11 protein-coding genes are annotated in these 14,903 nt (G+C 70.4%); 4 read left to right on the forward strand and 7 right to left on the reverse strand.

Going from position 1 to position 14,903, the window contains the following annotated elements:
• Positions 1 to 29: 29 nt before the first annotated feature.
• The 3 genes from ACGFT2_RS23750 to ACGFT2_RS23760 all read right to left on the reverse strand — a co-directional run bounded on the left by ACGFT2_RS23750 (position 30) and on the right by ACGFT2_RS23760 (position 1,748).
• Positions 30 to 365 carry a winged helix-turn-helix domain-containing protein gene (locus ACGFT2_RS23750; protein ID WP_393281499.1) on the reverse strand — a complete coding sequence of 112 codons (336 nt, stop codon included), beginning with the start codon at positions 363 to 365 and terminating at the stop codon, positions 30 to 32.
• Positions 362 to 862 carry a hypothetical protein gene (locus ACGFT2_RS23755; protein ID WP_393281501.1) on the reverse strand — a complete coding sequence of 167 codons (501 nt, stop codon included), beginning with the start codon at positions 860 to 862 and terminating at the stop codon, positions 362 to 364. The genes ACGFT2_RS23750 and ACGFT2_RS23755 overlap by 4 nt, the downstream gene beginning before the upstream one ends.
• Before the next feature lie 547 nt (positions 863 to 1,409).
• Positions 1,410 to 1,748: a hypothetical protein gene (locus ACGFT2_RS23760; protein ID WP_393281503.1), complete on the reverse strand. Its 339-nt coding sequence runs from the start codon at positions 1,746 to 1,748 to the stop codon at positions 1,410 to 1,412.
• A 273-nt stretch (positions 1,749 to 2,021) separates the two neighbouring features.
• On the opposite strand from ACGFT2_RS23760, the gene ACGFT2_RS23765 reads away from it, so the two are divergent.
• Positions 2,022 to 2,687, forward strand: coding sequence for a response regulator transcription factor (locus tag ACGFT2_RS23765; RefSeq protein WP_393281505.1), 666 nt, complete (start codon positions 2,022 to 2,024; stop codon positions 2,685 to 2,687).
• A gap of 23 nt (positions 2,688 to 2,710) precedes the next feature.
• On the forward strand, positions 2,711 to 3,859 hold the full coding sequence (locus ACGFT2_RS23770) for a sensor histidine kinase (RefSeq protein ID WP_393281507.1): 1,149 nt from the start codon (positions 2,711 to 2,713) through the stop codon (positions 3,857 to 3,859).
• A 202-nt stretch (positions 3,860 to 4,061) separates the two neighbouring features.
• On the opposite strand, the gene ACGFT2_RS23775 is transcribed toward ACGFT2_RS23770, so the two are convergent.
• The 4 genes from ACGFT2_RS23775 to ACGFT2_RS23790 form a co-directional block, all read right to left on the reverse strand.
• The gene (locus ACGFT2_RS23775; protein ID WP_393281509.1) at positions 4,062 to 6,740 is read right to left on the reverse strand and encodes a LuxR C-terminal-related transcriptional regulator; all 2,679 of its coding nucleotides are present in this window, start codon (positions 6,738 to 6,740) and stop codon (positions 4,062 to 4,064) included.
• A gap of 139 nt (positions 6,741 to 6,879) precedes the next feature.
• Positions 6,880 to 8,223, reverse strand: a complete 1,344-nt coding sequence (locus tag ACGFT2_RS23780) for an MFS transporter (RefSeq protein WP_393281511.1) — start codon at positions 8,221 to 8,223, stop codon at positions 6,880 to 6,882.
• A 450-nt stretch (positions 8,224 to 8,673) separates the two neighbouring features.
• A complete protein-coding gene (locus ACGFT2_RS23785) occupies positions 8,674 to 11,466 on the reverse strand; it encodes an AAA family ATPase (RefSeq protein WP_393281513.1) in 2,793 nt (930 codons plus the stop codon).
• Between the two features lie 15 nt (positions 11,467 to 11,481).
• Positions 11,482 to 11,778, reverse strand: a complete 297-nt coding sequence (locus ACGFT2_RS23790; protein ID WP_393281515.1) for a hypothetical protein — start codon at positions 11,776 to 11,778, stop codon at positions 11,482 to 11,484.
• A gap of 1,043 nt (positions 11,779 to 12,821) precedes the next feature.
• Between ACGFT2_RS23790 and ACGFT2_RS23795 the strand changes: the two genes are divergently transcribed.
• Positions 12,822 to 13,154: an Lsr2 family protein gene (locus ACGFT2_RS23795; protein ID WP_393281517.1), complete on the forward strand. Its 333-nt coding sequence runs from the start codon at positions 12,822 to 12,824 to the stop codon at positions 13,152 to 13,154.
• Positions 13,155 to 13,509: 355 nt separating this feature from the next.
• The gene (locus tag ACGFT2_RS23800) at positions 13,510 to 14,580 is read left to right on the forward strand and encodes an LLM class flavin-dependent oxidoreductase (protein ID WP_393281519.1); all 1,071 of its coding nucleotides are present in this window, start codon (positions 13,510 to 13,512) and stop codon (positions 14,578 to 14,580) included.
• Positions 14,581 to 14,903 lie beyond the last annotated feature (323 nt).

Here is a 14,903-nt window from a genome sequence, read left to right on the forward strand (position 1 = left end):
GTCCTCGCGCCGGCCCCGCGGCGTCACGGTCAGCCGGGTTGATCCGCGCCGGGGCTGTAGCTCTCGCCGGTACGCCGGGAAGCGGCGACGATGTTCTGGAGGGCCGAGAGGTGGCTGTCCAGGGCTTCCCGGCCGGTCTTCGTGAGGGCGAGCCAGGTTCTCGGGCGCTTTCCGACATAGCCACGCTTGGCCTCGACGTAGTCGCGGCCCTCCAGCTTCGCGATCTGCTTGGACAGCGCCGAGTCGGAGAGGCCCACGGTGTCGCGGACGAAAGCGAACTCCACCCACTTCGTCGACGAGAGCAGAGACACGATGGCCAGGCGGGTGGGATCCACGAGCGCCGGATCGACCTGTGCTTCTGTCACTTGCTCCCCTGCTTGTGAGTGCGTGTGGCAAGCCGTTCCCGTCCGCGGCGTTCGAGCGGCGCCAGTGCGAACGCCACGGCGATCAGCACGAGCATGGCAAGCGTATGCCAGGCGGGAACGTGCGCGTTCAGGTATCCCCTGGTGAGCCGGAGCCCGACACCCTCGGCCGCGATCAGCGCGGCGCCGGCGGCCAGCATGACGGCGGTGTACGCCGCCGGCAGGTCACGCAGGCCGGTGGACGCGTAGCCCAGGGCCGCGGAGCCCCGGCGCGTGCGTACGGCCCAGAAGTGGCCCAACTGGATGGCGGCGGCAACGCATATGGGTGCCATGCCCGGATCGTCGAAGACGTCGTAGCAGGCGGCGGTGGCCAGGCCCAGCAGAGCCGCCATCACCTTGACCCGTCCCGGTTCGGCGCGGGTTGCCGGCCCCTGTCGCCGCATCCGGTCGGCCAGTAGCAGGTCCGAGGTCGCTCGGTCGGTGGACGGGCGTCCGGTCATGGGGGCCTCCTGTGCGTCTTGAGAGCAACTTGCCCGAGGAGAACGTAGTTACTGGTTTCCCTGCGGGCAAGTAGTTGCCTGGCGGTTGAGTACTGCTACTCAGGAGGATGAGGGCTGCTGCAGCCGACGTCAGGCGCACACGCGCCACGCGACCGGGATTGCAAGACCCTATGCCGTCGGCAAGGGCGGATCGCCGGGCGCCGATCCGATCCCGGGACGCGAAAAGGGCCCTCATTCACAGGGGCGCGAATGAGGGCCCAGGGTTCAGCCCTTTGTCTTGCGTTTCTTCGGGGGAAAGCAACGGAAGACGTGGTCAGGGCCGACCCCGGTCACGGATATCTCCCCACGAGTAAAACTCCGTGACCTACACGAAACCCCCGCCGTCGCGGAGTCCGTGTCGATCTCCATTTAACCGCCCCCACGACTCCCCCGTGTGAGTACCGACTACCCAAGCGCGCCGATTGGCTACTGCCACAGCGAGGTGATCCGCTACTCGGGCGTCCGGATGACGACGGTGCAGACGGTGGGATCCGGGCGGTGGCCGCCGTCAGCGGCAGGCCGCGACGTCCTCGTGCGACGCCCCCTCGACAGACATGCGCCGCCCCGCGCCCGAGCCGCTGACGCTGATCTTCACGCCCTTGTCCACCAGGCACACGACCTGACGGCTGTAGCTCTTCGGCGAGGCCTTGACCAGGTCGGAGACAGAGGTCCACGACCCGTCGGACCGTGCGGCGCCGGCCGCGCGCCCGACGGCCGTATGAGTGGACTGGGCCGCCGAAGTGGTGGCCCAGGCGGTGCCCATCGACACGCCGCCGACCGCGACGGCGACACCCGCGCCCACCCCGACGAACACGCCGAAGGCCCGCTTCCTGCTGAGACGGCTCATGATTCCTCCTACGGATGGCATCCGGACAGTAGGGCAGCCGGCACATCGCCGGCTGCTCGAACACTTCTTACGCCTGCGGGTGTTGCCGGAATGTAAATCGCCGAAAACCGTGGTTCTCCGCGACTTCGCGGTGGACGGTGTCCGCACCGAGGTGGCAACATCGGCTCACGCCCGATCCGGCCTCGATGCCCCATGCACGTGTCGGACGGGACCCCCACCCGTCATGAATCCCGGACGTCATCCGCGGCTCACGGGAAAACCTTCGGAAGTGCGATGCGAGTTCTGATCGTCGAAGACGATGTGCTGTTGGCCGAGCTGATCCGCGAGGGACTGCGCGAATACTCCATCGCCGCCGACATCGTCCACGACGGTCACGAAGCGGTGTTCAAGCTCGACGTCAACGACTACGACGTGATCCTGCTGGACCGCGACATACCCGGGATCCACGGGGACGAGGTCTGCGCTCGGATGGCCGAAGCCTCCCTGCGGACCCGGATCCTGATGGTGACGGCCTCCGGCAGCGTCACCGATCGCGTCCACGGACTGACGCTCGGGGCGGACGACTACCTGGCCAAACCGTTCGACTTCGCCGAGCTGGTGGCACGCGTACAGGCTCTCGGGCGCCGGTCCACCCGAGCGGTTCCGCCGATCCTGCGCCACGGGGACCTGGTCCTGGACCCCAGCCGCATCACGGTGACACGCCGGGGCACCAATCTCGCCCTGTCGCTCAAGGAGTTCGCCGTCCTACGGGTCCTCATGACCGAACCCGGCAGGATCGTCAGCAGCGAAGAACTGCTCGAGCGAGCCTGGGACGAGAACATCGACCCGTTCACCAGCACGGTCCGGGTGACCGTCTCCAAGCTGCGCGCCAAGCTGGGTGCACCGCCGCCGATCGTGACGGTCGTGGGCGTGGGCTACCGCATGGCCGACCTCGCATGAGGACGGCGGTCGGGAGAAGGGCCGTGGTGCGGCTTCCGGCGAGGTCCCGGCTGGCGATCCTGCTGGCCGCGACGTTCCTCGGCGGCGGAGCGGTGCTTCTGGCACTCGTCTACGTGATGGTCGCGCGACGCAGCGCCCGTGTGGTCCCCGTCGAGATCCATCTCGTACCCGACGGCGTCACCGGGCCGAGCCGAGCGGGGCACCCACGTCTTCGCCCGGCGGATGGGCAGACGGCCCGACTCGACAGCATCGTCCACGCCCTGTCCCGGTCCTTCATGCGGGAACTGCTCGGTGCCTCGCTCACGGCACTGATCCTGCTGGCCGTCATGTCCGCCCTGCTCGGATGGTGGGTCTCGGGCCGCCTGCTGAGTCCCGTGGCGCACATGGCCAGGGTCGCGGGACGACTGTCCCAGGACGATCTCCATCAGCGCATCGCGCTCACCGGACCGGACGACGAGATCAAACGCCTCGCGGATGCCTTCGACGGCCTGCTGGAGCGGCTGCAACGGGCCTTCGAGGCCCAACGGCGCTTCATAGCCCAGGTGTCGCACGAGTTCTGCACCCCGCTGGCCGTCCAGCGGACGATCCTCGAGGTGCGACTGCGACCGTCGGATCCGGCCGCGGTCGAGCGGGTCAAGGCACTGTTGCTGGACGGCAACCGGCGCCTGGACCGCCTGGTGTCAGGGCTCAGGACCCTGGCCGAGAGCGACTGCGGACTCGACCAGACGACGCCGACCCGGCTCGGCTCGGTGGTATCGCAGACGATCGCCCAGTACGGCGAGAGGGCCGCCGAGACGGGCGTACGGGTGTCCTGCTCCGCCGACGACACCCGGGTGCAGGCGCACCCCGTCCTGTTGCGGCATCTCATCGGCAATCTGCTGACGAACGCGCTCGCCTACAACACCGACGACGGCTGGGTGACCGTCACCGTCTCCAAGGGCGTTCTGCGCGTCGCCAACAGTGGCGCGCCCGTCGAGGAGGACTGCCTCGGCTCGCTCTTCGAGCCGTTCCGGCGCCACGAGGCGACACACCCCCGGCCCACCCCCGGTGCCGGCCTCGGGCTGTCGATCGTCCGGTCGATCGCCCAGGCACACGGCGCGACCGTCGCAGCCGAGCCCCGCTCCGGCGGCGGCCTGGTGTTCACCGTGCGCTTCGAGCCGTGCACCGGCTAGGTGCGCAGTCCGTACGGCCTCCGCCCTCGACTCGGCGGACCTGCCCGAGAGGGATCCGGTCCGGCCGTTCGAGCACGGGCTCGTCGGCCTCGGCGACGCCGCTGGAGCGAGCGCGCATCCGTGTAGGACGTGCCGTGCCGGTGCCCGTGCGGCTGCCGGTGTGGGTACGGGTACGGGCGCACGTTCGCGGAGCGGGCCCGCGTCAACCGCCGCGCACACCCGTCGGGCTGACGCCCAGCGCACCGGCGAGTTCGCGGCGGGTCGTGACGCCCAGTTTGGCGTACGCGTGCTGCAAGTGGTTGTTGACCGTACGCACCGAGAGGTGCAGGGTCTCCGCGATGTCCTTGCTGGCATGGCCGGTCGCGGCGAGCAGGGCTATCTCCCGTTCACGGGGCGTCAGCGCGGCGGCCGCCTCCGTGGACGTCAGCAGAGGTGTACGAGCGCCCTGGCAGCCGGCCGCGTAGCCCTGGGCCGTCTGCTGAGCCGCAGCGGCCCTACGCGGGTAACCGGCCCGGCGAAAGCCCTCGGCGGCCACCGTCGCCGCCTCGGCGGCCAGCAAGTGGGCACCCACCGCCTCCAGTTCCCCGGCCGCGCGCACGAGCCGTTCGGGATCGTCGGCCGCGAGTGCGGCCGCGAAACCGGCTCTGGCCGGTGCGAACGCCCCGTCGCAGCGTGCGGCGAGTTCGGCCAGGCGGTCGGCACAGCCCGCGGCGCCCCCGAGTCGGGCGAGATCGGTGAGCAGCAGCGCTTCGGATGCCAGGTGACCGGCCGCCCGGGCACTCTCGGCCGCCTCCGTGAGGATCGCCCGGGCCTGGGCCAGTTGACCTCGTGCGGCATGCAGCCAGACGTCGGCCAGGCGCTCCTCGCCGACGAACAGCTGGGGCTGTGCGGAGGAGCGGACGTCGTCCCGTTGACGCTGGATGCGGGCCGCCGCGTCCAGGTCTCCCAGCAGCGCCGTCGTGGAGATCAGGCCGGTCAGGGCGGGGGCGAGGGCTCGAGGCTGGCGGTGGATCCGGGCCAGCGTGGCCGCCTCGGCATACCAGCGCCGGGCGTCGCCGACCCGGCCGGCCAGCCACTCCGCTCGTGCCAGGTTGATGGCCGTCCAGACCCGCGGGACGGGAGCCCGCGCGTTCAGCAGGTCGCCGAAGGCCTGCTCGCCCGTCGAGCGGGCCCGGTCGAGTTCACCGGCTTCGGCCAGAGCCAGGACCAGGGACGTCAGATGGGAAGCCGCGTGCGGTGCCAGAGCTATGTCATTGCTCGCCAGGTGCGTCGTGTAGGCGGCCTCGGCGGCCGCGACCGCTTCAGCGGTGCGGCCGACCATGGCCAGGGCCGCGGGCCGGAAGATCGCGCCAAGGAGCCAGGCGGTGACGTCCGCGGCCTGGTGGACGTCGGGCTCCAGCGCGTTCAGGAGCGTCACGGCACGTGTGGGCCGTCCCGAAACGGCGTACATCGACCCCTCGTTGACGTCCAGGGCTCGGCGGCTGGCCGGAGTGGCCAGCCGCCGGCGCGCGGCGTCGTTCACCACCAGTGCCTCGTCGGTGCGGCCCGCGAGCCAGAAGAGGTTGAAGGTCCGGGAGATCGTCACGGCGACGATCTCCGCGTCACCGACGGCCTTGGCGTCGGCTTCGGCGAAGATGCCCTCCGCCTGGTCCCAGTTGCCCAGCTCGGTGAGGCACTCTCCGTACAGCAGGCGCGATCTGGTGGTGTGGTGCCGGTCGGGCAGCGCCTCCAGCAGGGTGACCACCTGCTGGTAGTCGTGCGCCTGGCGGGCCAGGGCCGCCGCCTGGACGAGCAGAGCGGGCTCGGCGCTGCCCGTGGCGGCCAGCCGCCACACCGCCAGATGCAGAGCGTCGTCGCGCCGGCGGGCACCGGCCGCGCTGGTGCGCTCGGCCTGGGACATCAGCAGGCTGCGCCGGCGCAGCACGGATATCCTGTCGCGGAGCATCTCCCCGTAGAGGGGATGGGAGAGAGCCAAGGTGACCCGTCGCCGGTCGGTGCGCGACTCGATCAGCCCGGCGTCCTGGAGTTCCGCGAGCACGGCGGCCGTGCAGTGCTGCTCGGCGTCGGCCAGTGAGACCGGGCCACACAACGCCAGCAGTTCCAGCAGCGGACGTGCCTGGGGACCGGCGCCGTTCAGCCGTGCCTGGATCAGCTCCGTCAGCTTCTGTGTGCCGAGCGTCCGGCCCTCCGTCAGCTCCCACAGGTCGTCGCCGTAGCGCAGGGCACCCGACTGCAGGGCGCCTGCCACCAGTTCACGCAGGTAGAGCGCGTTCCCCCCGGAGGCGGTGTGGAATTCGTGCAGGGTGTGCCGACCGACCGGGCCGCCCAGGGCCGCTTCCAGAACGGCTCTCGCCTGTGCACGGTCGAAGGCCGTCAGATCGATCCGGAGCACGGAGTCGCCGCCGGAGAGCGTGTCGACCGCGTCGACGGGCGGCTCGCCCGCGCGGACCGTACCGATCAGGCGCACCACCGCGGCGTCCATGAGCTGGCGCAGCAGCATCGCGGACGTGGCGTCCAGCAAGTGCACGTCGTCGACCCACACGGCCCATCGACGCTTGCGCTCGGGGCCGGCCAGTGCCGCGGCCACCTGCGCGAAACCCTTCACCGGGTCGGTCAGGTCCACCTCCGGGGGAAGGAGGTGCGCGATCGCTCCCAGCGGGACGGCTCCGGCTGCCGCGCTGGCGGTGGCCCGCAGCGGTCTCCAGCCCTGCCGCACCGCCTGGGCCAGGCATTCTTCGGCCAGACGTGACTTGCCGACGCCGGCCGGCCCCCAGATGAACGCGCCCGTACAGCCCGCCGCCGCCCAGGCCGAGGTGAAGGCGGACAGTTCCCTGTCGCGCTCGGTCAGCGGCCAACGTGCCAGCCCGGTCTGTTCTCCCATGACAGCCTCCCGGCGGCGCTCGGGGCGATACGACGGCGACGTCATGCGTCATGGGCCGGTTCGCAAGTGGCCGGTTCTCAGGCTACAGATTACCCACGCGACCCCGTGCGGGCGCGGTCGTGGGAGGCGGGAGCCGGGATCAGCCCCGGACCTGCACCCGGCTGTGGGCGGTGGCCGCCACGGCCGGGAGGACGGACAGCGCGAGCACCCCACTGCCCAGGGCGAGCGCCGGGTAGCTGAGGGTCGCCACCACGATCCCGGACGCCAGGCCACCGGTGGCGCCGGCGATGGCGATCGCGACGTCGACCAGTCCCTGCGTCCTGGCGCGGGTCGCCAGGGGTACGGCATCGGTGACGATCGCCGTACCCGAGACCAGACCGAAGTTCCACCCGATGCCGAGCAGGCCGAGGGCGACGGACATGAGAGCGACCGAATCTCCCGGGGCGAAGGCCGCCGTGAGCCCCGCGGCCAGGAACGTCAGGCCCGAAGCGGCGGCCATGGTGAGCCGCCCGAAGCGGTCCACGAGATGACCGGTGAGCGGCGAGGGCAGGTACATCGAGCCGATGTGGACGGCGATGACCAGTCCGAACGATCCCGTGCCGAGCCCGTGATCGTGCATGTGGACCGGGGTCATGGTCATCACGGCCACCATGATGAGCTGGCTGAGCACCTGCACCACCGTGCCGAGTACGACGCCGCCCCGCGGCCCGGCAGCCTCGGGTGCCCGGGCGGCCTCGTCCTTTCGTGCGACCCCTTCTCGTCGTGGGTGACCGTCCCGTCGCGTCGGATCGTCCTGACGTGAGGACTCGGGGCCGGCCTCCGCCGCCGCGGCGTGCAGGGCCTGGGCCAGGAGCAGCGGGTCGGGCCGCAACCACAGGGCGAGCACGAGGGCGGCCGCCGCATAGGCCGCGGCGGCCAGCAGGAACAGGCCGGACAACCGGGGTATGCCGATCGCCGCCGCCATTGAGCCCGCGGGGGTGGCGAGCGCGGGGCCGACCACCCCTCCGACCGCGGTGGAGACGAGTACGGTCGACACCGCGCGGGCACGGTGGCCGGCCGCCGCGAGATCGGCACCCGCGTAGCGTGCCTGGAGATTGGTGGCGGTGCCCGAGCCGTACAGGAACAGGGCGAGGAACAGCAGCGCGGGACTGTTCACGACCGCGGCCAGGACGACTCCCGCCCCGCCCACCGCGCCCACGACATACCCGGCCGAGAGACCGGGCCGCCGGCCCCGTGCCTGGGACACACGGCCCACCACGATGGCGGCGACGGCGCTGCCGGCGGTGAACAGGGCGCTGGGCAGACCGGCGAGATCCGTGCTTCCCAGCATGTCCTGCGCGAGGAGGGCACCTACGGTGACGCCGGCGGCGAGTCCGGCGCCGCTGAAGATCTGGGAGCCGACCAGGACCCGCAGGGTCCGCGCCTGCGCGTGCTCCACGTGGCGATGGTCGGTGTCCGGCAGGACGGTGGCCTTCGGTGACATCTCTCGTTCCCAAGCGGTGATGGCTGGTTGCCGTGCTGTCCGTCCGCCGGTGGCGTGGCGCTGCGGTGCGCGGTCGCGGCGGGCAGGAAGTGCGGGGCGGTGCACGAGCGGTGCGACACCGCCTCGGGTGGAGGGCCTCCACCCGCAGGGGTACGGGTGAAGGCCCTGGTGAGGGCTCGGGCGGCGTCATCGACCCTGGGGAAGGGACAAGAGGCGATTTCCGGGCCCTCGGCGGGCGCGGCTGCTGGTTCGAACCGCGACCTCGACGAACCTCATAGCGGCATGTGGTTCGTGATGTCCCTATAGAACAGGATTCGCCACCCTGAGCACATGAGTAACGGGTACCCATTCCGTGCCGCCGGTGGAGGCTCCGGCGGGGCGGGGGCGGGGGCGACGCGGCGCCGGGCCCTCGCGCGGCGCGGAACCGCGTTGTCGGTGTTCGCGGCATCGTCACAGCTCCAGGTGGCCCGCCTGCAGATTCCGGCGCAACTCCTTGCGTCCGTCGAGGCCGAGCTTCGTGTAGACCCTGCCCAGATGGAACTCCACCGTCTTGGGACTGATGTACAGGTTCTCGGCGATCTCACGGTTGGTGGTGCCCAGACCCACGTATCGAGCGATCTCCCGTTCGCGCTCGGTGAGTTGGTCGGCGCCGATCCCGGTCCCTGCCGTGCTGCGCACGCCGCACCGGGCCAGCAGCGACTCGCAGAGCCGTACGCCGGGCGCGGCGCGCAGGCGCGTGAGGGTCCCGTGGGCACTGCGCAGATGGTCCGCTGCCGGTCGTCTGTGACCGTCCTCGAGCAGCAGCCGTCCCGCGTGCAGGTGCGTCAGGCCGCGGAAGGGGGCGGAATCGTTCTCCGAGGGCGGAGCGCCCAGGGCCTCCTGGTAGGCGGCGAGAGCGGCGGACCTTCTTCCCCGTCCCTCCAGCAGCCGGCCCCTGAGCTGAGCCACCTGCATGCGCAGATAGGGGACGTACGACGTCGGCGCGAGGCGTTCCAGCGTCTCTTCCGCCATGTCGAACCGGCCCGTTCCGACTTCGGCTTCGGCGAGCAGGGGCCGCCACCAGCGCTCTGTCATCACGATGTCGATGTGGTCCGGTGACTCGTCGTGCCAGGGGCACAGGGCCGCGTACATGGCCGGGTAGTCCGAAGTGGCCTGGGCGAGGAGAGCCTTACCGGTGGCGTGGAGCAGTGCCCCGGCCTCCCCGCCGGCCTCGGCCATTTCGCCGAGAAGGCGCCCGGCGAGGTCCACGTCTCCCCGGGCGGCCGGCACGAAGATGCGGATCAGTTGCTCGAAGGGGTAGTCGAACGCGTAGCCGCCGGCCAGGGCCTCGTCCACGGCGGTCTCCGCGAGCAGCAGTGACTCGTCCCAGTCGCCGAGGAGGAAGTGCCCCCAGGCCGCGTACCCCCACATCCTGCGGCACCCGGTGACCGGCGCACCCTCACGCGCGGACTTCATGGCGAGACGAAGGTCCGCGAGACCGGACGTCAGATCCCCCTCGATCACCCTCCAGACCCCGCGGGTGCCCAGGGCGTCCGGGTGCTCCGCCGACGCCTTCGGGTCGGGGCCGGGCATGCTCGCCAGGGAGCGGAGCGCTTCCGCCGGCCCCTCCAGCGTCGCCACGGCACCGCTCACGAGAGGCCAGGCACTCGAAGCGGTCAACGGGTCTGTTCCGGGATTGTCCAATATGAGGTGAGCCGCCTCGATCGCCTCCCTGGCCGCGCCGGAGACCAGCAGCCCCCACGGCAGCAGATATCCGGCCTGTATGGCTATGTCTGATCTCTCGGTCGCATTCTTCAGCTCAGCGAACAATTGCTTGGAAATCCTCCCGGCATGCTCGTGCTCACCGGTGAAGATGTGCAGTGCCAGCAGAATCAGATCCCGGTTGAAGTGCGACTCGCATGCTTCGATGTCCGATTTTCTGCGTAGTACTCGCACCACCTGGTTGGCGGCTATCGACTCCAAGGCCGCTGAAAGGAACCTGCGCTCCCGGACACCGCGGGTCCCACTGAGTTCGGACGCCCAGAGCAGGTGGGTGCCGGCCATGGCGTGTTTCCCGAGTGCGCTCTCCTCGGTTGCCAGTCGCTCCAGCTCGTCCGCAAGCACCGCATCGGGGCCGGCCGCCGCGGCGACCCGGTGACCCCAGGCGGCGGCGCCGTGCACGATGTCCGCCGCACGGGAGTGCAGTGCGTGCCGCCGCTGCGCCGGCATCAGCCCGTAGACCGCCTCGCGCTGGAGACTGTGGCGCAGGGCGACGGGCGTGGTCGGTTCCAGGGGCCACCACTCGGCCAGCCCTGTCTGCACGGCGGCGTCGAGGGCGCGGGCGACCGCCTCCGCGCTCGGCAGCTCCGCCAGCTGCGCCACGCGGGGCAGGGGTGTCGCTGCGTCCAGTACGGCCAGCGCGTCGATGAGCCCGCGGGCGTCCGGGGGCAGAGCCGCCAGCAGCTGGTAGATCGCAGAGGACAACGACGGCGGAACCGCGAGCCGGTCGCCGCTTCTGAGGCTTTCGAGGGGCATCTCGGTCAGGAGCGTTCTCGCGAACATGGCGTGCCCGCCGGTCTGCTCCTGCAGTCGGGAGACATCGGCGTGGGGCAGGTCCTCGCCCAGGACGGCACGGGCGAGTTCGGCCGTCTCCGCGCATCGCAGGCCGGTGACCTCGATCTCTTCGGCGCCGGGGGAGGCGCGGACGAAGGAAACGACATCGGCGAGATTCGAATTCTGTGTCTCGTGCCGAGCGGTCAGAACGCTGATCACATTGTCGACGCGCAGGCGCCGCCACATGAACAGAAGCACCCGCAGGGAGAAGTCGTCGATCCATTGCAGATCGTCGACCGAGATGGCCACCGGACCATGTGCCTGAAGCTCTCCCATGAGTGAGAGCAGCTGCACTCCTGCGGCGAACGGGGTGGTGCGGCCCGCGTCGGGAGAAAGGTGCGGATGAGACCGGACGGCATCGGCGTCCAGAGCCGAGAGCAATTGAGTGAGAACCGCGCCGGGGTAGTCCGTCTCGTGCCGATCGGCGGTGGCGTTCAGCACGCGGAAGCCGCGCAGCCGGCCGATGCAAGTGTGCAGGAGGGCGGTCTTGCCTATTCCGGGCTCTCCCCGGATCAGGACCATGGCGGGCTCGCCGTCCGCCGCTCGGCGCGCCAGGCCGGCGATCAGGGCCAGTTCCTCCGTGCGCCCGACGAACACCCGGTCGGCAGGTGGGGAGAGCCCCTGTGACGATGCGCCGGATTGTTTCGCCATCTCACCGTCCCGCCGCTAGAGCCGGACGAACGCCTCCAGAGTCGTCCTGCCCCGGACCGTGGCCGCTTCCCAGTGATCGACGAAGCAGGTCAGCAGCCGGAGGCCGAACTCGGGCTCGTGGCTCGTCGCCTCGGCGCCACGGCGCGTGTCCGGCGGGCATCCCGGGCAGTGGCCGCGGTAGCGCACTCCGAGAACCACAGTGTAGGCACGCCGGTCCACCCACAGCAGGACGGAGGACCGGGCGCACGGAGCCACGTTCGCCAGGATGTCGCTGCAGGCCAGCGCGATCCGATCGACGGCCTGGGGATCCACGCCCCACAGCCGTAGCTGCCTTTGCACGAGGCGGCGAACCCGGGGTGTGCACGAGGCTCTGCCGTCGCAGAGGTAGGCCCGGTGCGCTTCCGTTGCGATGCGTGACTCGGCGACACCATGCGTCATCGGGTCGGAGAGACGGCTCATCTTCTGCGTTCCTCTCGCGTACGTGAGGACGATCTGCGTGTACCTCTCAGAACCGACAATTCATGATGATGCTCCCCGATGCATGAGCAATGGGTACCTAGAAGCACGAGGAGACGCGGGGCGTCGGCGCGACCGCCGCGGTGGCGTCGGCATGATCGTCCCGACCCCACCGCCCGTACCGGACGAACTCCGCGGAATCCGGTCGGAGGCATCAGTGACGCCCGGGATGTACACCCCGCCGGCGTTCTCCCCGGCGGAAAGGGTGGGAGCATTCGGGGGGCCGTCGGCCGTTGCCGGTGTTGCCGCATTTCCGGTCAGCAGACCGAACGCTGCGACAGCGGTGGCAGCGAGTCCGCCGCCGCGTCGCACATTCTTCTTCCTCATCCGCCCATCGGTAAGAATTCTGACCGTCGACGGCCCCCGTCCCTTAGGTCGGCAAAGGCGTCGTTTCCTCGGACGTGCACGGTGACGCACGCCGGGCCGGCCGGCGGTCCGAGTACCCGCTACTCAACTGCGCGGGACCGGCGGACCGCCCGTACGCCGACGTGCATCGTGGAGCCGGCCGTCCCCGGAGGTAAGCGGAACGGAGCCGCCCACGCGGCAGGCAGGTGTCCGGCGCCGAAATACTTTCCCGCCTGAATCGGTCCGGCGGCGGCCGATTATCGACGGTTGGGAAAGCGGAACCGGCGGGCGGATGCGGGCCCGGCGCGGCGCGCGGAAGCGAAGGAAGATGCCGGGCCGGTGCACGCGCCGGGGTGGTGATCGGCGCATGGCCGGGCGCCTGACCGGCAGCGGCCGAAGCCTGTGGAGGCCCCAAGGAGAAGGGCGTAACCCGTGCCGGATCGAATATCGCTTACCGCTTTCTTCGGCCCCGACCGTGTGGGTACTATCCGAGTATGGCTAAGAAGATCATGACGGTATACACCGATGACCTCACCGGGCAGGAATCCGAGGAGGTGCAAACGCACACCTTTTCGCTGGACGGGGTGAACTACGAGATCGATCTCGTGTCCGATAGTTACGACCAGTTGTACGAGGCGCTCGCGCCGTTCATCGACGGTGGTCGCAAGGTCGGCCGCACGAAGGCCGTGCGTGGCACCCGCAGGCCGAGTGCGGTGGGGCCGAGCGCGGAGGAACTGCGGATCTGGGCGCGCGACAACGGCCTGCAGGTCAGCAACAGGGGGCGGGTGCCGGCCAACATCCGTGAGGCGTACGAGCAGGCCCAGTGAGGGACTGAAGGAGCGGCGACCGGGCCACAACGGCTCTGGCGCGCTTCCGTCCACGAACGCCGGTTTCTTCGGGAAGGGCGCTGTCGCGCCGGCCGGAGCAGCGATTGTCCTGCCGGCGAACCGGACCGGGAAACGGGACCGGACCGGGACCGGCGTCTTGCCGAATGCCGGCAATCCGACTTGGCGGACCCCGCGCGGCACATCCGAACGTGAGACCGGAGTCCGGCGCCGGCGACTCCGTCCGCGTCGCCGGTCGGGCCAGCCACGGATCTCTGGCCGGGATCCGTGTCACCGGGCACCTGACCGCCGGATTCCGCACAGCTCGCACGGTCCGATCCCGGACAGGAGCGTGAAGATGAAGTTCGGAGTGCACTTCCTTCTTCCCGGAGGTGAGGTTCCCGGGAGCGAGGACCAGACTCCCGCCGCGCGCTACCACTCCGCTCTGGAACAGAGCGTGCTGGCCGACGGGTTGGGATTCGAGTCGATCTGGCCGGCCGAACAGCACGGCAGGCCCTCCCAGTCGCTGCTGTCCTGCCCCGTCGTGTTCCTCGCCGCGGTCGCCGCGCGCACCCAAAACGTCCGCCTCGGCACGGCCATCACCCAGGTTCCGCTCTCCCATCCCATGCGTTCGGCCGAGGAGATCTGCACGCTGGACGTCATCAGCGGCGGCCGGGCCGAGTTCGGCGTGGGCCGGGGAACGCACCCCGACCACTTCGCCGCCTTCGGGGCACGGGCCGAGGAGAGCAGAGGGCGGCTCGAAGAGGGCCTGGCCTACCTGCGGGCAGCCCTCCCTGGTGCCCCCTTCGACTTCGAGGGGCGCTACTACCGGGCCAGGAAGTCGCGCGTGGTGCCGGCCCCGATCCAGCAGGGCGGCCCGCCCGTCCGCCTGGCGGCCAACAGTTCGGACACCTTCCGGCTGGCGGGCAGGCTCGGGCTGCCCGTCATGACGGCCACCCACATCAACCCTCCGTCCGTGCTCACGGGCCTGCTGGACGAGTACCGTGCCGCACGCGCCGCGGCCGGGCACCCGGACGCCACGCCCGACGACATCACCGTCCTCGCACCGGCGTTCGTGGCGACCGGCACGAAGGCCGTCGAAGACGCCATGGCTCCGGCCGTGCGCCGCTATGCGGCGCTCATGCGCGCCAACCTCGATGCCATCATCGGCCGCGATCCGCAGAAGGCGCCGGCCTTCCAGCGCATCCTGGACGGCCTGCACCGGCTCGACGTCGCCGGTATGACGCGCGACCGTGCGGCCGTGTTCGGGACGCCGGACGCCTGCTTGGAGATGCTCGGCTCACTGGCGCGGGACCTCGGCATGGGCAGGTTCGTCGCATGGTTCGACTTCGTCGGCACCACCGCCGACCGAGACGTGCGCGAGGCGATGGAGGTCTTCGCCGAACTGGTCGCACCCGGAGTGCTCTGACCGGCGGTTCGCACAGCGGTACTCGATCGGCCCCCAAGTCCGCGACGGAGCGGGACGGACCCAGGGGTGACCACGTCTCGGTCACGGCCGACCGCGCTGGATGGCTGACTGGCGATGCCGAACGTGGATCTCGGGCGGCCGGTCCCATTGCGCGAACGTAACCGGATTCCGCCGTTCCGGACCATGATCGTCTATGAAGTAGCCGATACTCACGGCGGATCACCAAGCGGCTTTACGATTGCTTCACACCTTGATCACCGAACATCCCGGTGCTCAAGTCGTCTTTATTCGCGGACCAGTTGGACCGCGGAAATGTCGTAAGG

The organism is Streptomyces sp. NPDC048514 (assembly GCF_043199955.1).
Lineage (GTDB): Bacteria > Actinomycetota > Actinomycetes > Streptomycetales > Streptomycetaceae > Streptomyces.